Here is a 25,783-nt window from a genome sequence, read left to right as displayed (position 1 = left end):
TGGCTGGGCCCATGGTTCGTTCCTCCTACCGTGCCGGTAAGCTCTGGGCCCGCGCCATGAAGAAGCACGGCCGCCAGATACCTGAGCACCTCTCGCACATCGACGATGAAGGCTTTGCCATGCAAGAAGCAAGCTCACTGGTAGCAGCTGGCGCGTAAACCAGGCTTCAGGGTCTCCCCAACCGTTAGCTTTATCATCCCATTTGGGTGCCTGCCGGCTTTATCGGCGGGCACCTGCCGTATAGAATGGGTAAGTTACGGCGCTCTTATCACTTAGATAGCTAGGGCGCCCGGTTCTCGACTCACGAAGGATACACAGTGGCTGAATCTCGTGGCAACACCCGCGAAGAAAAGAAAAAGGCAGGCGCAGAGCGCCGCGCTAAGCGTGGCCCCGGCATGTTTGCCCAGATGAAGCAGGTCTATGGTGTGACCCGCCAACAAGACCCCAATATCCCCTGGATTTTGGCGCTGGTTTTCTGTGCAACCGTCCTTGTTTTCCTGCTCATCGGTATTCTGCTGAAGAACTGGATTACTTTCCTTCTGATCGGTATTCCTTTCGGCATCCTCTTCGCAGTGATTGTTCTTTCTCGCCGCGCAGAAAAGGCCGCCTTTGCTCAGCTTGAGGACCGCCCCGGCCGCGCAGGCGCTGCTCTCTCAACCCTGCGCCGCGGCTGGATTTTTGAGCAGCAGCCCGTTGCAGTGAATAAGTCACAGGATGTTGTCTTCCGCGCTATTGGACGCCCCGGCATCGTTCTGGTGACCGAGGGCCCCACTAACCGCGTCAACGGCCTGGTTCAGAAGGAAAAGCTCCGCTATAAGAAGATTGTTCCTACCGTACCCGTTCACGTTATCAACACAGGTACCGCGGAGGGTCAGGTAGAGCTCAAGCAGGTCACTAAGGCAATGAACAAGCTACCCAAGCACCTGACTCAGCAGGAGATGCACCAGGTTTCTAACCGCATTGATTCCATCTCCAAGCACAACAATATGCTCAGTGCGATCCCCAAGGGCGTTGATCCCCTGCGTATGCGCCCCAGCCGTAAGGGCATGCGCTAGTACCATTTGGCTTGATATATAAAGGCCGGGTTCTTTAAGAACCCGGCCTTTACCGTACCTACCGACCTTCTTTCTGCTTCTTGGAGCCCTTCCACCAGTTGACCACAAAGACATAGAGCAACAGCGCCAGGGTTATCTGCATCATGTAGCGATCAATAATTTTGAGGGTTGGTTGGATATTTTCACCAAAATGAGCACCAAGGTAAAGGTAGAAACTCTTGTTAAGCAAGGCCAAACCGTAAAGGTATATGCCTACCGTCCAGCCTCTGACCCTGCGGATTCCTGCAATGGCTACCATTAAAGTAGCTGGAACCGGCGAAAAAGGAATGAAACACAAGAACAGGCTGATCCAGAGGTGTCGTTGGACAAAGCCTTCCAAAGCCCGATACCAGAGGGGGGTTCTGTTGGAAAAAACCCAGGTAATAAATTCTTGACCCCAGTGCTTACCGATCAAAAAATATACAGCTAAAAACTTAATGTGGCTTAGAGCAACTAAAGCGATGAGCACAGCCCACTGCAGGTATTGTCCTGGGCTCTGTGCTACTGCACTAAGAGTTCCGAAACCAGAACCTGTCACTAAGGCTAGAACCCAAGGATGTTCCACCAGTAGGAAGGCCTTCATAGGAATGAAAGCCATCCAAAAAAGCGTCATAAAACCCAGCATGCCTAGAAGGATCTTGTCTGTTCTGCCGGGATTGGTCAGAAAAGAGGGCAAAGACCGTTGCTGGTCAGACATGGATCTGGAATTTTCTTCTGAATTTAAACTATCTGACATCTCAGAACCTCTTAACGGATAAGAACCAAAATGGTATGACGTGCACGGTCGTGAAGCCCCCGTTGGTCAGCGTCCATGATCAGGACAGGAAGAACCAGCATCACCATGCTCTGGCGGACGAGAGCAGAGAGCCACCCGGCAGGTTTACCGTCAAGGCTCTGAACCTGCATTCCCATGACAAAATGACCTATGCTATGCCCCATGAAACCAACGGCAGAAACCATGTAAAGCCAGAAAAAAATGAGCTGGGCAATATCGAGAGAGGCTAGGTTCGCACCGGGGAAAACAAACTTCCCCAGGAGGAAGAAAATACCTTTAATGAGGTACCAATCCATACAAAACGCAATCAAGCGGCTCAAAGGGCGGGCAATTGCTCCCCTGCCAGAACGGGGGCGCCCCATATCCTGCCCCGGGTAATCCATATGGGTGGGGGCACCGTCAAGCCATGAACCTAAATCTTTTCTTGATACCACAACATCTAACCTTACCGGCTTAAGAGCAACTCCCCTACCCAGAAAAGTCATCTATGAGATACCACGGTCACCCAAGAGCACTGACCGCTTTCCTAGAATGAAAGAGAGCTTAGCCAGCTGCAGGACCCCTTAACACGCCTGCAACTTGGTGCTCAGGCTGTTACACAAGCGAAACAAAGGCGACACTTGAGGGCAAAAAACTAGCTCTAGGCTAGATACAACATCCAGGTGCCCACCCATGGGGCCCCGGGGTCGATATATCTCAAGGAGAACACCCAATTATGTTCACAACCTCACAGGAAGTCCTAGACTTCATCACCAAGGAAGACGTCAAGTTTGTTGACATCCGCTTCACCGACCTTCCCGGTGTCCAGCAGCACTTCAACATGCCCGCAAAATCCATTGATGAAGATTTCTTCACAGTAGGCCAGATGTTTGATGGGTCCTCTATTCGGGGCTTTCAGGGTATCGCTGAGTCCGATATGCAGCTCATTCCCGATGTAGCCAGTGCCTATGTTGATCCCTTCCGTCTTGAGAAGACCCTGATCATCACCGGCTCCATTGTCAACCCACGCACCGGAGAGCCCTATCACCGTGACCCCCGAGGTGTTGCTGAGCGTGCTGAAGAATACCTCAAGTCAACAGGTATTGCCGATACCGCTTTCTTCGCCTCAGAAGCTGAATTCTTCGTCTTCGAGAACGTCCAGCACGAGGTGACCCCCCAGTCTGTTTCCTTCAAGATCGACTCCGATGAAGCTCCCTGGAACTCAGCTAGGACCGAAGATGGCGGTAATCTGGGTAACAAGACACTGACCAAGGGCGGCTATTTCCCTGTCTCTCCGGTCGATAAGCAGGCCGACCTACGCGATGCCATGTGCGTAGCCCTCGATGAAGTTGGTCTCGAAGTCGAGCGTTCTCACCACGAGGTTGGCGCACCCGGCCAGGCAGAAATCAACTACAAGTTCTCCACCCTGACCCAGGCTGCAGATGACCTGCTCAAGTTTAAGTACGTCATCAAGAACACCGCCGATGCCTGGGGCAAGACCGTCACCTTCATGCCCAAGCCCGTCTTCGGTGACAATGGTTCAGGTATGCACTGCCACCAGTCACTCTGGCTCGACGGCGAGCCCCTCTTCTACGATGAGCGTGGCTACGCTGGCCTCTCCGACCTTGCCCGCTGGTACATCGGTGGTCTGATTGAGCACTCCTCATCAGTTCTGGCTTTCACCAACCCCACCGTAAACTCCTACAAGCGCCTGGTTCCCGGTTACGAAGCACCCGTGAACATGGTCTACTCGCAGGGTAACCGTTCAGCCGGTATCCGCATCCCCATCACCGGTTCAAACCCCAAGGCCAAGCGTCTAGAGTTCCGTGCACCGGACCCCTCTTCAAACCCCTACCTGGCTTTCGCTGCCCAGCTCATGGCTGGTCTAGACGGTATCCGCAACCGCATTGAACCCCCAGCACCGATTGACAAGGACCTCTACGAGCTGCCCGCTGAAGAAGCAGCAGATATCAAGAAGGCTCCGGCCAACCTCGAAGAAGCCCTGGCCGCTCTTGAAGCAGACCACGACTTCCTGCTCGCTGGCGATGTTTTCACCGAGGACCTCATCCAGGCATGGATTGACTATAAGCGCACCAAGGAGCTGGAGCCCCTCTCACTGGTGCCGCACCCGCTGGAGTACCAGCTGTACTACGGTGTCTAATCTGCCGTAAACTGGTGCCATAAGCCCAGGGTCGCGCTCCCACATCCACAGATTCTGTGGGTGGGGGGCGCGGCTTTTGAGTGTAAAGACCCATAAGTTCAGAAGAGATGAAAAACGTGAGCAAGCAGAGTTCAATTCTTGAAGGACGTAGCACCATCTACCGGAACGAAGTCTTCCAGACCGGCCTCATGAGCCAGCTTTTAGACGGTATCTACGACGGCGATATGACAATCGGTGAGCTCCTGGGGCACGGAAACTTTGGGGTCGGAACCTTTGACGGTCTCGATGGTGAGATGGTCGTGCTCGATGGAACCTGCTACCAGGTGCGCTTTGACGGTTCTGTCTCCTTAGCTGACCTTGACCAGAAGACGCCTTTTGCCGTGATTACTAACTTTGTCCCGGCAATTAAGCGCGAACTACCCCGAAACCTACTTCGGCAAAGTGCCTCCCAGGTGCTCGATGATTTCACCCTCTCAGATAACTACATGTATGCCATCAAAATTGTGGGCGACTTTGAGTGGGTACGCACCCGAACCGTCAAAAAGCAGTCCAAACCCTACCCCAAGATGATTGATGCGGTAGAAGGCGAAGATATCGTCCAGTTTGACGATGTCACTGGCACTATTGTTGGGTTCCGCACCCCTATTTACGAGCAGGGTATCGGCGTGCCCGGGTGCCACGCGCACTTCATCAGTGACAACCGAGATAAAGGTGGGCACCTTGTAGACTTCAAACTCCGCAGTGCGCATGTAGAAATCTGCCCGGGCACCGGGCTCCGCCTGCACCTGCCGCTCAACGAGGCTTTCTCAAATGCAGATCTCTCCCCCGAAGATTTGGCAGACCAAATCTCGAAGGCAGAGCAGCACTAGCTACCCCTGCTTCTCGACTATCTGGCATAGCTCCAGGCTTTGATAGCCCAGTTGCTGGTTGATAGCTCGCATTGCAAGGTTATTGCGATCAACCCAACTCCACCAGCCCCGTAAAATCGGTGCCCTTAGGCTCAAGCTGACGGTGGTTGGCTATCTTGAGAGCAAGGCCCAGTCCCTTGCCTCGGTAGTCGCCCATCATCCTGCTCAACCGTTTCGCTTCCCTGAAGCCGGTACATTAAGGTGTAGCCTGCCAGTCGGCCATCCGGCGCGCAAAACGCGGTCATCCATAGAGTCAAGACGGTCAATGCGTACAGTAGCCACTCCATTGTGCTCAGTCATTATCTTCTCTTTTCTCGTGATATCTAGGCCGGGTAGAACAGCTTCTCATAGACAGCCCGAGCCTGACGGGTGATACGCAGGTAGTCATCTTCGAGTAAGCGTGCCGAGTTCGGTTCATAGCCGCACCAACGCGCAATGGCCTCAAGATCAGATCGTGTTGTCGTTAAAGTATCTGAAGCCCGGCCCGTCCTCAAAACATTCAAACCACGGATCTTCGAGGCAAGTCTCCAGGCCGAACTCAGAAGCTGAGCATCGTCCTGCTCAACAATTCCGGCTTCAACCGCAGCGGACAAAGCCCCCAAGGTTGAGGTCGTTTGCATACCCTGAACCCGGTGCGCGTGCTGAAGCTGAAGGAGCTGAACCAGCCACTCAACATCGGTTAGACCACCCCTGCCCAGTTTGAGCTGGCGTGTTTTATCGGCTCCACGAGGCATACGTTCAGTTTCCACACGCGCTTTCATACGCCGAATCTCAGTCACCTGTGCAGCCCCAAAAGTAGACGGGTAACGGTAAGGAGCAATCAGCTCTACAAAAGCCTTACCCACCGTCTCAGAACCAGCAAAGGGGCGGGCACGCAGTAGAGCCTGGAACTCCCAGGTATCGGCCCAACGTTCGTAGTACTCCCGGAAAGAGTCCAGCGAACGCACCATAGCCCCCTGCTTGCCCTCTGGTCGCAAGTCGGCGTCAATCTCGAGCACTTTCTCGGCACGAATCGGCGGCTTGGTCGGCTGTTTGAGGAGCTGAACCATGCGGTTAATGAGTTCGGTGGCTTCTGCTTGGGCTTCACGTTCGTCTGCTCCTGGGCGCGGAATATGAACGTACATGAGGTCTGAGTCTGAGCCGTAGCCAATTTCGGCCCCGCCTTGACGGCCCATTGCGATAACTGCTACATGGGTGAGCGGTTCTCGGCCCTCAGCATAGAGTTCGCGTTCGGCAATAGCGAGCGCTGACTGGATAGCCCCTCGATCGATGTCGGACAGACCGTGTGCGACTTCCTCAGTGGTGGTCAGTCCTAGCGCTTCACCCATAGATAACCGGAGGATTTCACGGCGTCGTGCCATGCGGACGGCACGGATGGCATCCAGGGGGTCGGTGTGCCGGGTGAGCTGGGAGCGTAGTTCACCAATGATGACCTCGGTGTCTCGCGGTTTGAGGTCCTCGTCTCGGTCAAGCCAAGCAATGGGTTCGGGGGTATCTTCCAGTAGGTCAGTGATAAAGCGTGAGCTGGAGAGTAGGGTACATAGACGCTCTGCTGCGGCGGGTGAGTCTCGGAGCATACGCAGATACCAGGGGGTACCGCCAAGGGACTCACTGATACGGCGGAAACCCAGTAGGCCAGCATCGGGGTCTACTCCCTTGGCGAACCACCCCAAGAGTACCGGCATGAGCGTTCGCTGAATTTCGGCAGAGCGGCGTAGGCCTTTGGTCAGGGCCTCGATGTGCCCCATAGCGCGGCGGGGGTCCTTGTAGCCCAGGGCTGCCAAACGGTCTTGTGCGGCTTGGGGGCTGAGGGCTACCTCGTCCTTGGATAGGTGAGCCACCGCGGCAAGAAGCGGACGGAAGAAGAGCCTTTCGTGGAGTAGCTTAACCACCCGTTTGATTTTTGCCCACTGTTTGAGCATGTCGGCTTCGGTCAGCTGGTTGGGGGCTAGTGGCGAGCTCATACCCCTAGCTAGGGTGCGTCGGTCCTTTTCTTTGGCGGGCATGAGGTGGGTCCGGCGCATATAGAGCAGCTGAATACGGTGTTCCATGACCCGGAGGGTGGCATAGTTTTCGGCGAAGTCAAGGGCATCTTTGCGGCTGATGTAGCTGGCCTTTGCTAGTGCACTCAGAGAGTCGGTGGTTGTCTGAGTTCGGACGCTCTCATCGGTTCGACCGTGGACTAGCTGGAGTAGTTGAACCGTGAACTCTACGTCGCGCAGCCCTCCGGGGCCAAGCTTAATCTGACGGTCAACTTCAGCGGCAGGGATATTATCTGTCACCCTGTGTCTCATGGCCTGGACGGATTCCACGAAGGAGTCCCTGGCCGCTGACTCCCAGACGAAGGGGCGCATAGCCCTCGCCCACCGTACCCCCAGGGCAGGGTTGCCCGCTATGGGGCGGGCTTTCAGGAGGGCCTGGAATTCCCAGTTATCCGCCCACCGTTTGTAGTAGCTGGTATAGGACTCTACGGTACGGACAAGCGCCCCGTCTTTACCCTCGGGGCGGAGGTTGGCGTCGACCTCCCATAGGGCCGGTTCTGGCGCTGGTGCCATAATTGCTTTGGATAGAGCCTGAACGAGCTCAAGGCCCACCTGTGTCAGGGTGTTCTCATCTAGGGGGGTGAATCCCTCTGGAAGGTCTGAAAGCGGTGCGTGTGCCACTGCATAGACCACATCAACATCCGAGATGTAGTTGAGTTCCCGTGCACCACACTTACCCATACCGATGATCGCCAGTTCAACTGCGGCAACAGTGTCCTCTCCTCGCGCTGCCGAAACCTCGGCGCGAGCAACGGCCAGTGCTGCTTCAAGAGCGCCCGCTGCCAGGTCAGCTAAGACATGCCCCACAGTAGGCATAAATTTGACCGGCGCGTAGCTGGTGAGGTCGTGGATAGCTAGCTCGGTGATGTGCCGGCGGTAGGCTACGCGAAGCGCGGTGTAAGCCTCTTTTCCCGTCAAGCTTGCTTTGGGTGTATCAGAATCAGGGTCCGCTCCTACGGCCTTGAGCAGGTCCGCCCGGTACACGGTGTCAAGCGGGGCAATGGGGGTCAGGAACTCATTATCAGTTTCCGGTAGCAGCGACCGGGGGAAATCTTCATAGGCTAGCTGCTTATCCTCAATCTCTAGCAGGTCTGTGTGCTCTGGGCGTCGGACAAGAAACTCCCCCAGTGCTTCTGAGCCGCCAAGTAAGCGGTAGAGAGCGGGGGCATCAGCACCTCGCCCTGCAAGTTCTGCTACCTTCGGCGCTCTCTCAATCAGCCTCACCAGCGCAGGCAGAGCAATGTCAGGTGAAGGTGCCAACCTCAGACCCTCAAAAAGTTTATTACGGTCGACCCTTGCCAGTTCGGGTGAATCCAGCCAGCGAGCGCTCTTGGCAGCATCGTAGAAACCCAGTGCTGCCATCTCACTGATGAGGCGCACATGTGCCTTGCGTTCTTCTTCTGCGCGGCGGGTAGCGTCATCGGGGTGCGCTGAGGTAGTTTTTGGGGCTGTCACCGTGTCTTGCTCCTTGGGCTGTTGGGGTTCTGCTAGATACAACAAGGCAGGCGTAGCGCCCTAGTAGGGGCTACGCCTGCACAGCCTTGTTAGAGGATACCGAGGCTGGTCTTGAGCTCGTAGGGGGTTACTTCGGCACGGAAAGCGTTCCAGTCACGGCGCTTGTTACGCAGGAACTGCTCAAAAACCTGCTCGCCCAGTGTTTCGGCCATAAATTCTGATTCTTCGGTGCGGTGGATTGCATCGTAAAGAGATGAGGGCAAGGCGTGGTAGCCCATGGCACGGCGCTCCGCGCTGGTCATTGCGGAGATATCTTCCGTAACCGCTGCCGAGGGTAGCTCGTACTCGTTCTCGATTCCCTTCAGGCCAGCCGCCAGGATAACGGCGTAGGCCAGGTAGGGGTTGGTCGCCGAGTCGATACCGCGGTATTCCATACGGGCTGACTGCATCTTGTTGGGCTTGTAGAGCGGCACACGGACCAGGGCCGAGCGGTTGTTATGGCCCCAAGAGACATAGGAGGGTGCTTCACCGCCGCCCCACAGCCTCTTGTAGGAGTTGACGAATTGGTTGGTGACCGAGGTGAATTCGGGTGCATGCTGCAAGACACCGGCGATGAAGTGCTTGGCGGTGCGTGAAAGCTGGTACTCGGCTCCTGCCTCAAAGAAAGCGTTGGTATCACCTTCAAACAGGGAGAAGTGGGTGTGCATGCCGCTACCGGCGTGTTCGGTAAAAGGCTTGGGCATGAAGGTCGCATAGATACCCTGGGACAGGGCGACTTCCTTGATGACGGTGCGGAAACTCATGATGTTATCTGCGGTTTGCAGAGCATCGGCATGGCGCAAATCAATTTCATTCTGCCCCGGCCCGGTCTCGTGGTGGGAGAACTCTACTGAAATCCCAATTTCTTCAAGGGTGCTGACCGCTTTGCGGCGGAAGTCCTGCACGACTCCCCCGGGGGTGTGGTCGAAGTAGCTTTCAGAGTCCACAGGCTCGGGGAAGCCATTGGGTCCCAGTTCCTTGGATTTGAGAAGGTAGAATTCGATTTCCGGGGAGGTGTAGCAGGTAAAGCCCATGCCTGCGGCTTTGGAAAGAATTTTCTTAAGGACACCGCGGGTGTCCGAAGCACTGGGTTCGCCGTCGGGGGTGAGAATGTCGCAGAACATGCGTGAGGTGGGTTCGTCGTCACCGCGCCAGGGCAGCACCTGGAAGGTTGAGGGGTCAGGCTGTAAGAGCATGTCTGACTCGTAGACACGGGAAAGGCCCTCAATGGATGAACCGTCAAAGCCGATTCCCTCGTCAAAAGCACTCTCAACCTCAGCCGGGGCAATCGCCACCGACTTGAGCTGGCCTACAACATCGGTGAACCAAAGACGAACGAAACGCACGTTGCGTTCCTCAATAGTGCGCAGAACAAACTCTTGCTGACGATCCATGTAACCTATCCGTTCGTGTCGCTAGCGCTACCTGCACCCCGGTGGGCAGGTTCTTATTCGCTACCTTCCAACTCTAGAACTTTGTGTTTCCCTCTGCCTACCTGGCACGCGCACAAACTAAGGAACCGTAACCAGTTTTAAACATTTCTTTCACCGACTGAGAATATGCGCCCTCAGGTCGTTTGCGCGGTCGAGCCTGCCCACTAAAGTTAGGGGTATGCTCAACGAAGAAAGTTCTCCCTACGGCTCACAGGCTTCCGCCCCGGCCGCATCTGCTCAGCAGAATTCAGCAGGTAGTGTCCTCGATGTTAAAAAGGTGCGGACTGTTCACCTGCGCCAGGCCAAAGAGGCTGGTGAAAAGTTCGCTATGCTCACCAGCTACGATACGCTCACCGCTACTATCTTTGACCGCGCCGGTATTGAGGTTTTGCTGGTGGGAGACTCCGCTGGCAGTAACGTCCTGGGGCATGATTCCACGCTCACAATCACTGTTGATGAAATGCTCCCACTGGTGAAGGCTGTGTCGTCAGCCGCCCAGCGCTCCCTGGTGGTAGCTGATTTGCCCTTTGGCTCCTATGAACAGTCACCGCAGCAGGCGGTTGCTAGCGCAGTGCGTTTTATGAAAGAGGGCGGTGCGCACGCCATCAAGATGGAGGCAACTAGCTATCACACCGAGCATGTTAAGGCCCTGGTTGCGGCGGGTATCCCTGTCATGGCGCACATCGGTTTTACGCCCCAGTCTGAGCATGCCCTGGGTGGCTATCGAGTGCAGGGGCGTGGTGATAGCGGAGAAGCGCTCATAGAGAGCGCGCTTGCGCTTACTGAGGCCGGTGCCTTCTGCTTACTTATTGAGATGACGCGGTCAGACATAGCGGCACAGATTGACCGCGCAGTCCATATTCCGGTCATCGGCATCGGTGCAGGATCTGATGTAACAGGTCAGGTTCTGGTCTGGCAGGATGCTTTCGGGCTACGCCAGGGCAAGATGGCTCGGTTTGTTAAGCAGTACGCCAACCTGTACGACACTCTGTTGGAAGGCGCCCAGGCCTACCGCCAGGACGTACGCTCAGGGGCCTATCCCGCACCCGAGCACAGATTCGACCAGTGATTTCACTTAAAGTGTAGGGGCCGGTAGCACAGGCTACCGGCCCCGACTTTTATGGTTTTACTTGCCCCAAGAATTTTTGCCTTCATCCCAGGCTTCGTTACGTTTTTTAGCTGTTTCCATAGCGTGCTCGGCTTCTTCGCGTGTAGCAAAGGGACCCCACAGCTCAGTGATTTTTGACTGCTGGCCCTCTTCTACTTGCCCGGTACGCAGATTGTAGTAAAACTCCGTGGCATGGGGACCAGGTGTTACATTCTCAAGTGACATGTCTTCCTCTACATATAGTGACAGACGAGAGCATCGTTCTGCTTCCCAACCATCCTATGAAGGCCCTGGCCCCTTGGCAAGAGTCACACTTCTTTGAGACACCATGGAGTAAGCCACCAAAGCGGTTTAAGAGAAAGCAAGGAATGCCAGTAAACCCTCCAAGAGTGAAGAGAAAAGCTTGGACGCGACCTAGTGTGGCAAAAGTTTCCTTGCCTGGCACCCATCAGACCCCATCGAGTATCAGGAGAGGGACTACGATTTATAACATGTCGACAAATTCTTCTAGCCATAATCTTCCCGCTCAGCCCGGCAAAGCACCTCTTGGTTGCCTGGTGCCCGGCACAGTTACCCCCATGCGCTCGGTACCGGCAGGCATTGAACGCCCTGAATATGTAGGCAAGCCTGAAGCCGATGAAGGTAAAGGTTCCAACTTCTACACGCCCGAAGAAATTGAGCGGGTGCGAGCCGCTGGCAAGATTGCCGCCGGGGCAATCGTGGAAGCCGAAAAAATTGCTGTTCCCGGCACGACCACAGACCACATCGATGTTTTAGTGCACGAGTATATCTGCGACCACGGTGCCTACCCCTCAACCGTTGACTACCGTGGTTACACCAAGAGTGTCTGCACCTCATTAAATGAGGTCATCTGCCACGGAATCCCCGATTCAACCGTTCTTGAAGACGGAGACATCCTAAACCTCGATGTCACCGCTTACCTCGATGGCATGCACGGCGACACCAACCGTACACTCTTGGTCGGAAATGTTGATGAAGAATCGCGTCTGCTTGTTGAACGCACCGAAGAGGCCCTCAACCGTGCCATGAAGGCTGTCCGCCCGGGACGAGAAATCAATGTTATTGGGCGAGTGATTGAGAAATACGCAGCCCGCTTTGGCTACGGTGTAGTCCGGGACTTTACAGGCCACGGTGTGGGCCGTGAGTTCCATTCTGGCCTAATCATTCCCCACTACGATGCCGCCCCCGCATACAACACCCTTATCGAAGAAGGCATGATTTTCACAATCGAACCCATGCTGACTTTAGGCACCATCGAGTGGGATATGTGGGATGACGACTGGACTGTCGTCACCAAAGACCGCAAGCGCACCGCCCAGTTTGAGCACACCATGGTTGTTACCGCCGACGGTATCGACATTCTAACTCTTCCCTAGCCTCATCACCTTAAAGGAGTAGGACATGGCAGAAGCAGGCCACCAGATTCCCGAGCCCACCCCGGCTGACCTGGTCATCGGTATCGATATCGGTGGTACCGGTATGAAAGGCGGGATTGTAGACATTCGTACCGGTTTACTGGTCGGTGACCGTTTCCGGATCCCGACTCCCCAGCCAGCAACACCAGAGGCCTGTGCAGGTGTAGTAGCCCAGATCGTTGAAGAGTTACAGGGGCGCGATCTGGCACCGCTCTCAGATTCGGCAATCGGAATTGATTTCCCTGCCATCATCAAGAACGGTCTTGCTCTCTCGGCTGCAAACGTTGACCCCAGCTGGGTTGGAACCAACCTCGAAGAAACTATGAGCAAGGCCCTGGGGGGCCGTCTGGTCTATGCCCTCAACGATGCCGACGCCGCCGGGCTAGCAGAAGCCACTTATGGCCAGGGACGGGATAAGGACGGCCTGCTTGCCCTGATTACTCTGGGTACCGGAATTGGTTCCGCACTCATTAACAACGGTCAGCTTATTCCCAACACAGAACTCGGTCACCTCGAGATTGATGGGCAGGATGCTGAGACCCGTGCATCAGCACGTGCTCGTGAGGTGTATGAGCTCTCTTGGAAAAAGTACGGCAAGCGGTTGCACCGCTACTTCTCACACCTTGAGATGCTCTTCTCACCTGACCTGTTCATTATCGGCGGGGGCATTTCTAAGAATCCTGAGAAGTTCATGCCCTATCTTGAGGGGAAGCTGCGTACTCCCATGGTTATGGCAGCCCTCCGCAATAACGCTGGCATTGTTGGGGCTGCGCTGTGGGCTGGTGGCATGCCCAGCGAGCACAAGCGTAGAGCTTCCGTGAAAGCCTAATACTGCCCCCTAAAGCAGTGGTAGCAGGCAGTGGCCACCGGCTGAGATATGCAGCTGGTGGCCTCTTCTTTAGACAAAACTATCTGTGAGCATCTCTCAGGAAGCACCAAGATTGCGTCAATTTAAGTCGTACCATGCCGCTGGGAAACTCATTCTGTCTCAAAAAAAAGAATTTTTGATATCGGTATCGGCGGTTCGTGCCATTTTTGCCTCTACCCGCGAATTTGAAATTAGTATCGAAGTATGGCACAAAACGAACGTCCTGAAATTTCAGTAGCAAACTTCCGCGCTTCTTTGTTGGAACATCTTCAGTTCACAGCAGGAAAAGATCCGCAACATTCAACTATCTTCGATTGGCGCATCGCGCTTTCGCACACTTTGCGTGATAGGGCCGTTGAGCCCTGGTTTGCCTCCACACGACGCACCTGGGACGAAGACCGTAAACGTGTCTACTACCTTTCAATGGAATTCCTCATCGGTCGCCTGATGGAGGACCTTGCAATCAACCTTGGTCTGCGTGAGACTGCTGAAGAAGCACTCAGCGAGCTTGGCCTTGATTTTGAAACCGTGGCCAAGGCTGAGCCTGATGCGGCACTTGGCAACGGTGGTCTTGGCCGCCTGGCAGCCTGCTACCTTGAATCAATGGCAACTGTTGGTTGCCCCGCTTACGGTTACGGTCTGCGCTACGAACACGGCCTCTTTGAACAGAGCTTCCTAGACGGTCGCCAGCAGGAGAACCCCGAGAACTGGCTCGCTAACGGAAACCCCTGGGACTTCAACCGGCCTGAGTCAGTCTACGGCGTTGGCTTTGGCGGCGAAATGTACGAGGAAAATGGTCTTCTGCGCTGGGAGCCCGGTACACATGTGCAGGCCCAGGCATTCGATACCCCCGTTGTAGGCTACGGCGGCAAGTGGGCTAACACCCTTCGCCTCTGGGCCGCAGCACCCAACGCCGACCTTTTTGACCTGGGTAAATTCAACTCCGGTGACTTTGTAGCCGCCGCTGAGCCCGAAGCTCTTGCTCGTAGTCTCAGCAGGGTGCTCTACCCCAATGACACCACCGACGGCGGCAAGCAGCTCCGCCTGTCACAGGAATACTTCCTGACTTCAGCATCTGTTCAGGACATCGTGCGCCGCCACCTAGCAGGCCATTCCTCCCTGGAGAACCTGGATCAGCATGTAGCAATCCAAATGAACGATACGCACCCTGCAATCGCAGGCCCCGAGCTCATCCGTATCCTCGTCGATGACCACGGCTTCGGTTTCGACCGCGCCGCAGATTTGAGCAACCGCGTTCTGGGCTACACCAACCACACCCTTCTGCCCGAAGCGCTGGAGCGTTGGACCGTTGGCCTGATGCGTAACGTGCTACCTCGCCATCTCCACATCATTGAGCGTCTCGATCAGCAGTTTGTTGAGCTCCAGTCAGGTTCACCCCACCCAGTCCGCCTCATCTCAGGCGACCAGGTCAATATGGGTGACCTAGCTTTTACAACCAGCCACCGTGTCAACGGTGTGTCTGCCTTACACACCGAGCTCGTCCGAACTGAGCTCTTCCCCGTGCACAATGCTCTGCACCCCGATCGCATCCTGAATATCACCAACGGCATTACTCCGCGCCGCTGGCTCAAGCTAGCAAACCCCGCGCTGGCTGAGTTGATCACCAAGACCGTCGGTGAAGGCTGGGAAACTGATCTCGAGCGTCTCAAAGAACTTGAAGCATACGCAGATGACCCCGAGTTCCTCCATGCCTTCGGGCAGACTAAGCTCGCAGCTAAGGAGCGTTTCACCCGCTGGATGCGCGAAGAGCACGGCATTGATTTACCCACTGATGCTTTGTACGACTCACAGGTCAAGCGCATGCACGAATACAAGCGCCAGCTCCTGAACATCCTTTGGACTATTGCGCATTACCAGCGCATCAAGCGTGACCCGAACGCTGGCTGGGTACCTCGCGTCAAGATCTTCGGTGGTAAGGCTGCCCCCAGCTACCAGACCGCTAAGGACATCATCAAGCTCATCAACGATGTTGCGGATCTTGTCAATAATGACCCCGAGACAAACCACCTGCTCCGTATCGTGTTCCCGCCGAACTACAACGTTTCCATGGCAGAACGCCTCATTCCTGCTTCTGACCTGAGCGAGCAGATTTCAACTGCTGGCATGGAAGCTTCGGGAACAGGCAACATGAAGTTCGCTCTCAACGGCGCGCTTACCATCGGTACCCTCGATGGCGCCAACGTCGAAATCCGTGAGCATGTTGGTGCAGAGAACTTCTTCCTCTTTGGTCTGACCACCGAGGAAGTAGCTCAGCGCCGTAGCCAGCCCGGTCACTCACGCCTAGCAATCGAGAAGAGCCAGGCTCTTAGGGACATCCTTCAGGCTGTAGCAGAAGGCACCTTTAGCCCCGGTGAGCCTTACCGCTTTGGTCAGCTGGTCGATGATATGTGGAACAAGGACTGGTTCCTCGTCGCCTCTGATTTTGATGACTACGATCGTGCTCAGCAAGAGGTTGAGGCCGCTTACCGCGATTCAGCTCGTTGGAATCGCATGGCGGTATTGAACATTGCCCGTATGGGTTACTTCAGCTCCGACCGTTCTGTGCGCGAGTACATGAGCCAAATATGGGGAATCGACCCGGCCATTTAGGCTAGACCGTTACTTTAAGGAATCTGGAGAAGCCTTATGGCGATCACCAAAGCAGAAGCTCTAGCCCTCACCACAGGGAGGAACCGTGATCCTTTCAAGGTTCTTGGCCCCAGTGAAGATGGCAAAGAACTAGTTGCACTCTTCCCAGGCGCTCTGAAGGTCTGGGCAGTCAACGATACAGATCAGAACGAACTGATCCGCCCGTGGGCAAATATGCCAATCTTTGTGGGGGAGCCTCTCCCCTACTACCGATTACGCATTGAGTGGACCGGTGGCCATATCGAAGAGCGTCAGGACCCATACCGCTTTGCACCCGTACTGGGTGCACTGGACGAGTACCTTATCGGCGAAGGCCGACACGAGCAATTGTGGAAGGTACTCGGAGCGCACCCCCTGGAGCATGAGAATATCCCAGGCCTGCATTTTGCGGTATGGGCCCCGAACGCTCACCGCGTCTCCGTAGTGGGTTCCTTTAACAGCTGGAACGGCATCACACACCCCATGCGCCCACTGGGATCTTGCGGTGTATGGGAACTCTTTATCCCCGGTCTTGGCGAGGGAGAAGTCTATAAGTACGAGATTCTAGGCCACGACAATGAGCTGTTACCGCTCAAGGCCGACCCTGTCGGCTTCGGGGCCGAGGTCCCCCCGGGAACTGCCTCTATCGTACGAAAGCTCGGCAAGCACACCTGGCAGGACGAAAAGTGGTTGCAGAGCCGGGCGCAGCTGCACGCACAGGATTCACCAGTCAGTGTCTATGAGGTTCACCTTGGATCCTGGCGGAAGGAAGGCTGGCATGATCTCATCGACTATGTAGCTGACCTAGGGTTCACCCATATTGAGGTACTACCCATTACCGAGCATCCTTTCGATGGTTCCTGGGGCTATCAGCCCATCGGCATGTATGCCCCTACCTACAGGTACGGGCTACCTGAAGATTTCCAAGCTTTTGTAGATCAGGCTCACCAAAAGGGACTCGGAGTTATTGCTGATTGGGTACCGGGTCATTTCCCCACCGATGAACACGGCCTCGGCCGGTTTGATGGCACAGCCCTCTACGAACACGAAAACCCCCAAGAGGGTTTCCACCCCGACTGGAACACTTTCATCTACAACTATGGTCGCCCAGAAGTAGCCGGGCATCTGCGTTCTAACGCCATCTACTGGCTCAAGGAATACCATCTTGATGGTTTAAGAGTGGACGCTGTGGCGTCGATGATTCACCGCGATTACTCCCGTAAAGCAGGTGAGTGGGTACCCAACAAAGACGGTGGACGAGAAAACTACGAAGCTATCGATTTCGTACGCCAAACAAACGATGCCGTAGGTCGAAACACCGAAGGCACAATGATGATTGCGGAAGAGTCCACAACCTTCCCCGGCGTCACGCGAGAAACCCAAGACGGTGGACTCGGGTTTGACTATAAATGGAACCTCGGCTGGATGAATGACTCTCTCAGGTACTTTGGGCTAGACCCCAGTTACCGCAAGGACCATTCTGATTTGCTGACCTTTGGCATAACCTACGTATTCAGCGAGCGCTTTATGCTCCCCATCAGCCACGACGAAGTTGTCCACGGTAAGGGTTCGCTCTATGGGCGGATGCCCGGAGATCATGCATCCAAACTTGGAAATATCAAAGCCTTTTTAGCCTATATGTGGGCTTACCCCGGCAAAAAGCTTCTCTTCATGGGCCAAGAATTTGGCCAACCCGGCGAGTGGAACTACCAGAGCGAACTTGAGTGGAAGGTCCTAGAGGACCCAGGCCATCTGGGGGTTCAGTCACTGGTACGAGATCTAAACAGCCTTTACCGGCAACAGCCTGCCCTCCATCGCAGTGATTGCGACCCGCACGGTTTCCAATGGCTCCTTCTTGATGCTCTTGATGAACAGGTTTACGCCTGGTTACGCCGCGGAGCACCCCAAGACCCCCACATTGTGGTTGTTATGAATATGAGCCCGACTGAGTATGACGGCTTCAGGGTTCCCTTCCCGATAGCTGGACGTTGGCTTGAGGTTCTCAATACCGACTCGGCCCACTATCACGGTGGCAACCGTGGTCATGGTGGTGCTATTGAGACAGAACCCGTCCCCATGGGCAACGAAGCTCAATCAGCTCTGGTCAAACTTCCACCCTTTTCAGTTATCTATTTTGCAGAGGAACAATCATGATTCCCAACACCCCTCCCAACAGCCCAAGGACCGGCAACCACCGCCTCTCAAGTCAGGCCATGGCCTTCGTGCTAGCTGGTGGCCATGGCAGCCGTCTTGAAGAGCTCACTGACCGTCGCGCCAAACCCGCAGTCCATTTCGGAGGAAAGGCGAGAATTATCGACTTCCCTCTCTCGAATGCCTACAACTCAGGTATTCGAAAGATGGCTGTGGCAACCCAGTACAAGGCTCATTCACTGATTCGCCATATGCAGCGCGGCTGGGGTTTCTTCCGTGCTGAGCGTAATGAGTACCTTGATATTCTTCCTGCTAGCCAGCGTGTCTCTGAGCATCAGTGGTATTTGGGCACTGCAGACGCTATCTACCAGAACATCGATATCGTTGATGACTACCAGGTAAAGTACATTGTTGTTCTTGCAGGTGATCACATCTACAAGATGGACTATGAGATTATGCTGCAGCAGCATGTTGATAACAAGGCCGCTGTCACCGTTGGTTGCTTGACTGTCTCGCGTGAGGAAGCCAGCGCATTCGGTGTTATGGCTGTTGATGAAAATAGCCGAATCGTTGACTTTTTGGAGAAGCCTGCTAATCCTCCGAGTTCACCGGATAACCCGGATGAGTCCTTGGTGTCTATGGGGATATACGTGTTCGATTGGGCTTTGCTGCGTGAAATCCTGATTGCCGATGCGAATGATCCCGATTCCACGCACGACTTTGGCCATGACATTATCCCGCAGATCGTAAAAGACGGAAGGGCTTACGCGCACCGGTTTAGCGACTCATGCGTCATGAGCGGCCTTGAGACTGAGCCCTACTGGCGCGACGTGGGTACCCTGGACTCCTTCTGGCAGGCTAACCTGGATTTGACCGCCCACATTCCGCCGCTGGACTTCTACGATCGCACCTGGCCTATCTGGACCTATGGTGAGATTACTCCGCCCGCTAAGTTTATTCATAATGAGGGTGCCCGCAAGGGTACAGCGGTTCAGTCTCTGATTTCTGGTGACTGCGTGATTTCAGGTGCTCAGGTATCTAACTCTCTGCTCTTCACAGGGGTCAGGGTTCATTCTTTCGCTGAGCTGGATCAGGCTGTGGTACTCCCCCATGTAGATATCGGTCAGTCCGCTAGCCTATCCCGTTGTGTCATCGACAGCGACGTGCGCATCCCTGAAGGTCTCGTTGTAGGTAAGGATCCTGAAGAAGACGCCAAGTGGTTCCGCGTCACCAAGAACGGGGTAACTTTGATTACCCAACCCATGCTTGAGCGCCGTGCTGCGGCGCTGGAAGGTTAGTGGTAGGTATGGCTGGGCGCGTGAAACGTATACTTTCGGTTGCTTCCGAGTGCGCACCGCTGATTAAAACTGGCGGACTCGCAGACGTTGTGGGTGCTCTGCCCGCAGCTCTGGAGCCCCTTGGCTGGTCCTCCAGGGTACTCCTTCCGGCCTACCCTGGGCTATTGGACCGTATCGAGCGGGGGGTTCGAGTCTGGCATGATGATGACCTGTTCGGTGGCCCTGCAAGAGTGGTGCGAGGCAAGATTGACGGGTTAAAAGTGCTCTTGCTCGATGCGCCGCATCTTTTTGCACGCCAAGGTGGCCCCTACTCGGCGCACGGGCATGACCACCACGATAACCACATCCGTTTTGCTGCCCTCAGCTGGGCGGCAGCACAGATTGCCATGAATGGCACCACCGACAGCTGGAAGCCTGACCTTGTGCATGTTCACGACTGGCAGGCTGGGCTGGTGCCTTCCTACCTCAAGTATGCGGGGGCCAATATCCCCACGGTCATGACGGTACACAATATCGCCTTCCAGGGTGTTGTGGGTGCTGATCAGCTAGACGCTATGCGGCTGCCGACCTGGGATTTCACACCTGATTCACTTGAGTACTATGGTCTTCTTTCAACTTTAAAAGCAGGCATGGTTCATGCGTCGCATCTGAGCACTGTCAGCCCCAGTTATGCGCAGGAGCTCACCGACCCAGATTTCGGTTTCGGCCTTCAAGGTGTTGTTACGGCCCGCCGTGACCGCGGTGAGCTCTCCGGCATTATCAACGGTGTGGACACCACAGTATGGAACCCCGAGACTGACCCCGAAGTTGAGCCCTATTCCGCTGCTCAGCCGGAGGGCAAGGCCCTTAACCGTCAGAGGCTACTCAAAGAGTTCAATCTGCCGGAGCCTACCGGGCCCTTGGCTGTTGTGGTTACCCGTTTGACCTACCAGAAAGGTATTGACCTGCTGGTAGAGGCTCTCCCCAGTTTCTTGGATCGGGGGGGCGCGGTGGTTGTTCTGGGTTCTGGCGACGCGGAGTACGAGAGTGCCCTGATGGATTTGGCAGCTCGTTACCCGGATCGTGTGGGTATTCGAATCGGTTACGACGAGGCTTTAAGCCACCGTCTCTACGCCGGTGGGGATATCGTCTTGGTTCCCTCACGCTTCGAGCCCAGCGGTCTGACCCAGCTCTACGGTATGCGCTACGGCACTGTACCTGTTGTTGCGGCAACCGGTGGCCTGCGCGATACTGTGAGTGATGCTACTCCCGAGCGTCTGGCTGACGGTACCGCCACCGGCTTTACCTTTGGTGATGCTTACCTGGGTGGCAGGATTGATGCCGGTGCTTTGAGCTTCGCTCTAGGTCGCGCTTTAGACCTCTATGCAAATCCTCAAGCCTGGTCGAAGCTGCGCTCAACTGCCATGGATCAACCTGTTGGTTGGGAGCACTCTGCCCAGAAGTACTCGGAGATGTTTGATAATCTCATTGCATGAAGGTAGAAATTTGGGCACCTGGAGCTAGCAAGATATGGTTTTGTGTATTCGATGAGCAGGGGCTTGAAACCCGGCATGAGCTAACTCATCGCGACGGTGAGTACTGGGTAGGCGATATTGCTGGTTTACAGCCCGCAGACCGATACGGCCTGAGGGCTACCGGCTGCGACCCCATATTCAACCCGGATAAACTTCTGCTTGACCCGTGGGCTCAGCATCTTGATGCTCCCCTGCGCTGGCACCCTCTGATGGCAGTCGATGCCGAGGGCGACAGCGCAGCTGTCATGCCCAAGTGCATCCTGGCTGATCCTCTGCCTGAAGGACCGGATCCAAGGCTCAACCGCCCCGGCCATACCTGGGAGGAACTGGTGATTCTTGAGGCCCACGTTAAAGGTCTCACGGCTAAGCACCCCGATATTCGGCCCGAGATTCGTGGCAGCTACGCTGCTTTAGCGGATCCGGCAGTGCTCAAGCACTTGGGCGATATCGGCGTTAACGCCCTTGAGTTGCTGCCTGTCCAAGCTTTTATTGACGACCAATATCTTGTTCGACGTGGCCTAGTAAATTATTGGGGCTACCAGCCGGTGGCTTTCTCTGCACTTGAACCTCGTTATGCCTCTAAACACCCCAACGGGCTAGAGGCAGATGCAGAGTTCAGGCAGGCAGTGCATACTTTGCACGAGCACGGGATTGAAGTAATTCTTGATGTTGTTTTCAATCACAGTGGTGAAGGCGATCAGAGGGATTCCGTGCTGTCGATGCGCGGGCTCAACGATGCCGGTTACTATATGCGCAACTCCGATGGGTCCTATGCCAACGTCACCGGCACCGGCAACACCTTGGCGGTTCATAACCCTCAAGTACTGCGGCTCGTACTCGATTCGCTTCGCCATTTTGCTCAGCGCTACGGTGTGGACGGGTTCCGTTTTGATCTTGCGAGCACCCTGGGCCGTGATGAGACTGGGTTCTCCTCTCAAGCGGCTTTCTTCCAGGCTATCGCCCAAGACCCAGTGCTCAGGAAGCTCAAGCTGATCGCTGAGCCTTGGGATACCGGTTCAGATGGCTATCAGGTCGGAGGTTTTCCTCATCCCTGGCGTGAGTGGAATGATACTTACCGTGACGGAGTACGTCAGGCTTGGAGAGGAAACGGTGAAGCTGTAGGCCAGCTCGCTTCAGCTGTCATGGGTAGCGCCAGGCAGTTTGACCATTATGGGAGGCCAGCGACATCATCGATTAACTTCGTATCAGCGCACGATGGGTTCACCCTAGGCGATATCGTCAGTTATTCCCAAAAGCATAACGAAGCAAACGGTGAGAATAACAAGGACGGCCACAGCGAAAACTACAGTGACAACTTCGGTGTAGAAGGACCTACCGACAACCCAGATATTGCATCAGCCCGTCAGCGTCGCATTAGGGCAATGCTTGCTACCCTATTCCTTTCGCAGGGGGTGCCCATGCTGCTTGCCGGTGATGAGCTGGGGAATACACAGTTTGGTAATAACAACGCCTACTGCCAGGACAACGAGATCACCTGGATTGATTGGGAATCCGCTGATCGCTCCTTGATTGAATACGTTGGAAAGCTCACTAGCTTAAGGCGCCGTTTCCCTGAGCTGCGTCAGCGGGACTTTCTGCACGGTGAAGAGGTTAGCTGGTGGCGTTCAGATGGTGTACCCACTCAGGACCATGACTGGCTCAGCCCAGACTTTAAATGCTTCCAGGTAATGATAGAAAACATCCTGATGGTCTTTAACACCGGTGGTGAAATAGACCTGAAGTTACCTCCACACCCTGAAGGCAAAGAATGGCACCTTGAGCTTGCATCGGATGAATACCTACCGCAATCGGTTAGGGTCTACTCATAAGGCAAGGCTTTGGAGATAGTTTGATGGATTCATTCAGCGAGGCACACCGAGTATTGTTGGGTGTGCCTCGTTCTGTGTCTACAGCAGGGTGGGTTGTTGGCATTCTCCTGCGTCTGCCTCGCGGAGGTTAGCGATAGCGCGCTCAAAATCATCAAGGCTCTCAAAGGCCTGGTAAACGCTGGCAAAACGGAGGTAGGCTACGGTGTCGAGCTTTGAGAGCGGCTCAAGGATAGATAGTCCAACTTCATGCGCGTCAATCTCAGCTAGACCCTTGGCTCGGATGTTCTCTTCGACCTCTTGAGCTAGCTTAGCCAGGTCATCCTCCCCTACAGGCCTGCCTTGGCAGGCTTTTCGGACACCAGAAATAATTTTTTCTCGGTTGAAGGGCTCGGTCACACCTGAGCGCTTAATGACCGAAACAGCCGTTGTTTCTACGGTAGTAAAGCGTTTACCGCAATTGTTGCACTGACGGCGGCGGCGGATTGCTGAGCCGTCGTCGGTGGTGCGTGAGTCAACCACACGTGATTCGGCTTTGCGGCAGAAGGGGCAGTTCATAGTGGTGCCTCCTAGCGGTTAGTTCCCGGTTGGGTACGGACGGTAATTGCCTCACCGTGGGCAGGTAGATCTTCATCGATAGCTAGGGCAACGATATCGTCGCCAATTTCGGCCAGGGCATCTGCGCTATAGTCGATGAGCTGTACGGCCTTCATGAAGACTGAGGTGTTCAGGCCGGATGCGAAGGAGGCTGAGCCACCAGTAGGTAGCACATGGTTAGAACCTGCCGCGTAGTCGCCCAGCGGTACCGGTGAGTAGGAACCAATGAAGATGGCACCAGCATTGCGGATACGACCGGCCACTTCAGCGGCGTTCTCGGTGTGAATCTCCAGGTGTTCAGCGGCATAGGCATCGGCCACCGAGATAGAAGCTTCAAGGGTATCGGTGAGTACGATCCCCGATTGAGGGCCCGAGAGTGCCGTAGCCACACGCTCGGCGTGCTTGGTGGCTGCCGCACGGCGGTTGATAGTCTCTTGGACGGCCTTGGCAAGAGCCTGGGAATGGGTGATGAGGACCGAACCAGCGTTGGGGTCGTGTTCTGCCTGTGAGATGAGGTCAGCTGCTACGAATTCGGGCTTAGCGGTTTCGTCGGCAATCACAGCAATTTCAGTTGTACCGGCTTCTCCGTCTACCCCAACAACACCTTGGAGCGCACGCTTAGCCATGGCCACAAAGATGTTGCCGGGGCCGGTGATGGTGTCTACAGGGTCAAGGTAGTCCCCCGCGTCGTCTAGACCGTAGGCCATGGCGGCAAGGGCGCCGGCGCCACCAATCGCCCAGACCTCGGTGATGCCGAGCAAGCCTGCGGCTGCCAGGATGGTGGGGTGAGGTAGGCCGTCAAATTCTTTCTGGGGCGGGGTGCAGAGCACAAGGGACCCCACTCCTGCGGCCTGGGCCGGGACGGTGTTCATGATGACCGATGAGGGGTAGACAGCCAGTCCACCCGGGACGTAAACGCCGGCGCGGCGCACGGGGGTCCAGCGGTTGGTCAGAACAGCGCCGGGTGCTACCTCAATGGTCTGGTCGGCGGGGCGCTGGGCTGCGGCAAAAGCACGGGTGCGCTCGATAGCAACTTCCAGGCCCTTACGGACGGCAGGGTCCAGGTTTTCCAGGGCCCGGTCGATAGCTTGCTGGGGTACACGCAGCGCGCCCTGTTCTACACCGTCAAAGCGGGCGGCAAGCTGGCGCAGGTAGTCGGCACCGTCTGACTGAACCTTCTGGATGATCTCCTGGACGGTGGTGAGCGCGTTGCCAAGGTATTCGTTAGTCTGGCGGGGAACAAGGCGCCGTAGTTCTGCGTAGCTGTGGGTTGTCCCGCGCAGGTCAATGGTGCGCAGGGTGGGGGCGGGTGTTTCCCCTGAATTCTGGGTATTCTCTGATGTGCTCACAACCCCCATTTTAAGCCACCCGTCAAGCATAGAGGCATCTGTGACGCGGGCAAGCCCCTATGAGGTTTCTGTCTACCGCAATCCCCTTCAAATGCTGATAGATAATGCCCAGATTTTCTGGGCTTTCAAACCCACCACACCTGTTTTCTCTCAAAAATAAATACTCTTAAGCTATCGGTGATTACGGGGAGAAAGAGGTCGGGTATAGCCAGCCCACAAGGAAGGAACACCACAAAATTCCTGATGAAGCTCATTTAGAACAGGTTTACCCAGATCGCAACGCAGGTAGATATCATCCAGTGATGCGACGATATCGGCAATAGATCGGGGATCAAACTGCCCTACCAGCCGTTTTGCCCTACCCCTCACGTTGTTAGGGGTAGCACCAGCATCAATTACAGAGTGATTCCAGAGCCTACTATGGTGTGCACAACGATTTCGCAGATAGACCAGTGCCTTCACTCGGGAAGAAAAGCCCCTTTGAGCAAGACCAATCTCTGATGCAAGCCTCGCATGGAGGTTACCATTTGCACCTCGCTCGATTATTTTAGACAAAGTTCCAAAAGAAAAAGCTTGTACAGCTGACCAGATAGGAAGAGTTGAATACATCTCCCCTGTGGAAGATTGTTCTTCCTTGTATCGAAGAATATAGGGTTCTCGACTCCTACTGATATCCCTTAGACAAGATTCCACGACTCGGTCGCAAGTAGCCAAATAAAAGCTATCTTCCAGGTAGTTTCCATATGGCGAGTACTCTTCAGCTATCACTTTCGCAACTTTTGTTCGTAACATAAGTTCTACCGCAGTCAGTTGCCTGCTGAGCCGATAACGTATAGCTGCATCGGCTTGATAGATGTCTAGGATAGTTTCGAAAGAGGTTCCTTCGCTGAAGCTATCGTTGCCATCATGGGGTGCTTCCTGAAAATAGCGTGCATAGCCTGAAAACCGATAGTAGCTATCGGTTGCCAACAGTTGCCTGCAAGTGGTCTCATCCTCGATTATCAGGCCACGACTTTTGAGTAGTTCAAGCTGTTCTTGGATAGATAGGCTAGGCTTCAGGGTTTTTGCTCCAGATTGTTAAAAGGCCCCTCCCATTTGAGCATCCAAGAGAGGCTTGGGAGG

General features: G+C 55.1%; 19 protein-coding genes and 1 pseudogene. 12 read left to right on the top strand and 8 right to left on the bottom strand.

The features are described 5' to 3' along the window. Positions 1-158: pseudogene (locus tag ACN080_RS05750) on the top strand (lipoyl synthase); the annotation flags it as partial. 159 nt (positions 159-317) lie between these two features. After that, positions 318-1,055 (top strand): DUF4191 domain-containing protein, encoded by a 738-nt coding sequence (locus ACN080_RS05745; RefSeq protein WP_419104268.1) that lies wholly within the window; start codon positions 318-320, stop codon positions 1,053-1,055. A 58-nt stretch (positions 1,056-1,113) separates the two neighbouring features. Here the strand turns inward: ACN080_RS05745 and ACN080_RS05740 are convergent, their stop codons facing one another. Continuing rightward, positions 1,114-1,830, bottom strand: a complete 717-nt coding sequence (locus ACN080_RS05740) for a DedA family protein (protein ID WP_419113269.1) — start codon at positions 1,828-1,830, stop codon at positions 1,114-1,116. Positions 1,831-1,841: 11 nt separating this feature from the next. Then, the gene (locus ACN080_RS05735; protein ID WP_419100086.1) at positions 1,842-2,303 is read right to left on the bottom strand and encodes an RDD family protein; all 462 of its coding nucleotides are present in this window, start codon (positions 2,301-2,303) and stop codon (positions 1,842-1,844) included. A 281-nt stretch (positions 2,304-2,584) separates the two neighbouring features. Between ACN080_RS05735 and glnA (ACN080_RS05730) the strand changes: the two genes are divergently transcribed. Next, positions 2,585-4,009 (top strand): type I glutamate--ammonia ligase, encoded by a 1,425-nt coding sequence (glnA, locus tag ACN080_RS05730; protein WP_419113268.1) that lies wholly within the window; start codon positions 2,585-2,587, stop codon positions 4,007-4,009. A gap of 116 nt (positions 4,010-4,125) precedes the next feature. Further along, the gene (gene budA, locus ACN080_RS05725; RefSeq protein WP_419113267.1) at positions 4,126-4,878 is read left to right on the top strand and encodes an acetolactate decarboxylase; all 753 of its coding nucleotides are present in this window, start codon (positions 4,126-4,128) and stop codon (positions 4,876-4,878) included. Between the two features lie 362 nt (positions 4,879-5,240). On the opposite strand, the gene ACN080_RS05720 is transcribed toward budA, so the two are convergent. Both ACN080_RS05720 and glnA (ACN080_RS05715) read right to left on the bottom strand, forming a co-directional pair. After that, positions 5,241-8,414, bottom strand: coding sequence for a bifunctional [glutamine synthetase] adenylyltransferase/[glutamine synthetase]-adenylyl-L-tyrosine phosphorylase (locus ACN080_RS05720; protein ID WP_419113266.1), 3,174 nt, complete (start codon positions 8,412-8,414; stop codon positions 5,241-5,243). 89 nt (positions 8,415-8,503) lie between these two features. After that, a complete protein-coding gene (gene glnA, locus ACN080_RS05715) occupies positions 8,504-9,847 on the bottom strand; it encodes a type I glutamate--ammonia ligase (protein WP_419100081.1) in 1,344 nt (447 codons plus the stop codon). Positions 9,848-10,064: 217 nt separating this feature from the next. Between glnA (ACN080_RS05715) and panB the strand changes: the two genes are divergently transcribed. Next, complete coding sequence (panB, locus tag ACN080_RS05710) at positions 10,065-10,955, top strand: 3-methyl-2-oxobutanoate hydroxymethyltransferase (protein ID WP_419113265.1); 891 nt, start codon at positions 10,065-10,067, stop codon at positions 10,953-10,955. Positions 10,956-11,012: 57 nt separating this feature from the next. On the opposite strand, the gene ACN080_RS05705 is transcribed toward panB, so the two are convergent. Next, positions 11,013-11,219 carry an SPOR domain-containing protein gene (locus tag ACN080_RS05705; protein WP_419100079.1) on the bottom strand — a complete coding sequence of 69 codons (207 nt, stop codon included), beginning with the start codon at positions 11,217-11,219 and terminating at the stop codon, positions 11,013-11,015. A 266-nt stretch (positions 11,220-11,485) separates the two neighbouring features. Between ACN080_RS05705 and map the strand changes: the two genes are divergently transcribed. From map to glgX, 7 genes are all read left to right on the top strand, one after another. Beyond that, a complete protein-coding gene (gene map, locus ACN080_RS05700) occupies positions 11,486-12,391 on the top strand; it encodes a type I methionyl aminopeptidase (protein WP_419112452.1) in 906 nt (301 codons plus the stop codon). A gap of 25 nt (positions 12,392-12,416) precedes the next feature. Further along, complete coding sequence (ppgK, locus tag ACN080_RS05695; protein ID WP_419100077.1) at positions 12,417-13,259, top strand: polyphosphate--glucose phosphotransferase; 843 nt, start codon at positions 12,417-12,419, stop codon at positions 13,257-13,259. Between the two features lie 243 nt (positions 13,260-13,502). Further along, positions 13,503-15,908 carry a glycogen/starch/alpha-glucan phosphorylase gene (locus ACN080_RS05690; protein ID WP_419104263.1) on the top strand — a complete coding sequence of 802 codons (2,406 nt, stop codon included), beginning with the start codon at positions 13,503-13,505 and terminating at the stop codon, positions 15,906-15,908. A gap of 36 nt (positions 15,909-15,944) precedes the next feature. Next, positions 15,945-18,080, top strand: a complete 2,136-nt coding sequence (gene glgB / locus ACN080_RS05685) for a 1,4-alpha-glucan branching protein GlgB (protein WP_419110636.1) — start codon at positions 15,945-15,947, stop codon at positions 18,078-18,080. After that, complete coding sequence (gene glgC, locus ACN080_RS05680) at positions 18,077-19,375, top strand: glucose-1-phosphate adenylyltransferase (protein WP_419113264.1); 1,299 nt, start codon at positions 18,077-18,079, stop codon at positions 19,373-19,375. Before glgB ends, glgC begins: the two co-directional genes overlap by 4 nt. Before the next feature lie 20 nt (positions 19,376-19,395). After that, complete coding sequence (gene glgA, locus ACN080_RS05675) at positions 19,396-20,850, top strand: glycogen synthase GlgA (protein ID WP_419113263.1); 1,455 nt, start codon at positions 19,396-19,398, stop codon at positions 20,848-20,850. Then, entirely contained in the window at positions 20,847-22,718 is a 1,872-nt protein-coding gene (glgX, locus tag ACN080_RS05670; RefSeq protein ID WP_419110638.1) for a glycogen debranching protein GlgX, read from the top strand. The genes glgA and glgX overlap by 4 nt, the downstream gene beginning before the upstream one ends. Positions 22,719-22,796: 78 nt before the next feature. Here glgX and nrdR read toward each other — a convergent pair whose 3' ends face one another. From nrdR to ACN080_RS05655, 3 genes are all read right to left on the bottom strand, one after another. After that, positions 22,797-23,273: a transcriptional regulator NrdR gene (nrdR, locus tag ACN080_RS05665; RefSeq protein ID WP_419100071.1), complete on the bottom strand. Its 477-nt coding sequence runs from the start codon at positions 23,271-23,273 to the stop codon at positions 22,797-22,799. Positions 23,274-23,284: 11 nt separating this feature from the next. Beyond that, on the bottom strand, positions 23,285-24,661 hold the full coding sequence (gene hisD, locus ACN080_RS05660) for a histidinol dehydrogenase (RefSeq protein WP_419113262.1): 1,377 nt from the start codon (positions 24,659-24,661) through the stop codon (positions 23,285-23,287). Positions 24,662-24,832: 171 nt separating this feature from the next. Next, positions 24,833-25,630, bottom strand: coding sequence for an Abi family protein (locus ACN080_RS05655; RefSeq protein ID WP_419112459.1), 798 nt, complete (start codon positions 25,628-25,630; stop codon positions 24,833-24,835). Positions 25,631-25,783 lie beyond the last annotated feature (153 nt).

This window comes from Rothia sp. CCM 9416 (assembly GCF_048513535.1).
Lineage (GTDB): Bacteria > Actinomycetota > Actinomycetes > Actinomycetales > Micrococcaceae > Rothia.
The sequence above is the reverse complement of the archived record's forward strand: the minus strand, read 5'-3'. Positions and strand labels throughout refer to the sequence as shown.

Bases quoted from the DNA above. Each gene is read 5' to 3' on its own strand.
- glgC (WP_419113264.1), top strand. From the start codon at position 18,077: ATGATTCCCAACACCCCTCCCAACAGCCCAAGGACCGGCAACCACCGC.
- glnA (WP_419113268.1), top strand. From the start codon at position 2,585: ATGTTCACAACCTCACAGGAAGTCCTAGACTTCATCACCAAGGAAGAC.
- glgX (WP_419110638.1), top strand. From the start codon at position 20,847: ATGAAGGTAGAAATTTGGGCACCTGGAGCTAGCAAGATATGGTTTTGT.
- glgB (WP_419110636.1), top strand. From the start codon at position 15,945: ATGGCGATCACCAAAGCAGAAGCTCTAGCCCTCACCACAGGGAGGAAC.
- ACN080_RS05740 (WP_419113269.1), bottom strand. From the start codon at position 1,830: ATGTCAGATAGTTTAAATTCAGAAGAAAATTCCAGATCCATGTCTGAC.
- ACN080_RS05705 (WP_419100079.1), bottom strand. From the start codon at position 11,219: ATGTCACTTGAGAATGTAACACCTGGTCCCCATGCCACGGAGTTTTAC.
- map (WP_419112452.1), top strand. From the start codon at position 11,486: ATGTCGACAAATTCTTCTAGCCATAATCTTCCCGCTCAGCCCGGCAAA.
- glnA (WP_419100081.1), bottom strand. From the start codon at position 9,847: ATGGATCGTCAGCAAGAGTTTGTTCTGCGCACTATTGAGGAACGCAAC.
- panB (WP_419113265.1), top strand. From the start codon at position 10,065: ATGCTCAACGAAGAAAGTTCTCCCTACGGCTCACAGGCTTCCGCCCCG.
- ACN080_RS05690 (WP_419104263.1), top strand. From the start codon at position 13,503: ATGGCACAAAACGAACGTCCTGAAATTTCAGTAGCAAACTTCCGCGCT.
- ppgK (WP_419100077.1), top strand. From the start codon at position 12,417: ATGGCAGAAGCAGGCCACCAGATTCCCGAGCCCACCCCGGCTGACCTG.
- nrdR (WP_419100071.1), bottom strand. From the start codon at position 23,273: ATGAACTGCCCCTTCTGCCGCAAAGCCGAATCACGTGTGGTTGACTCA.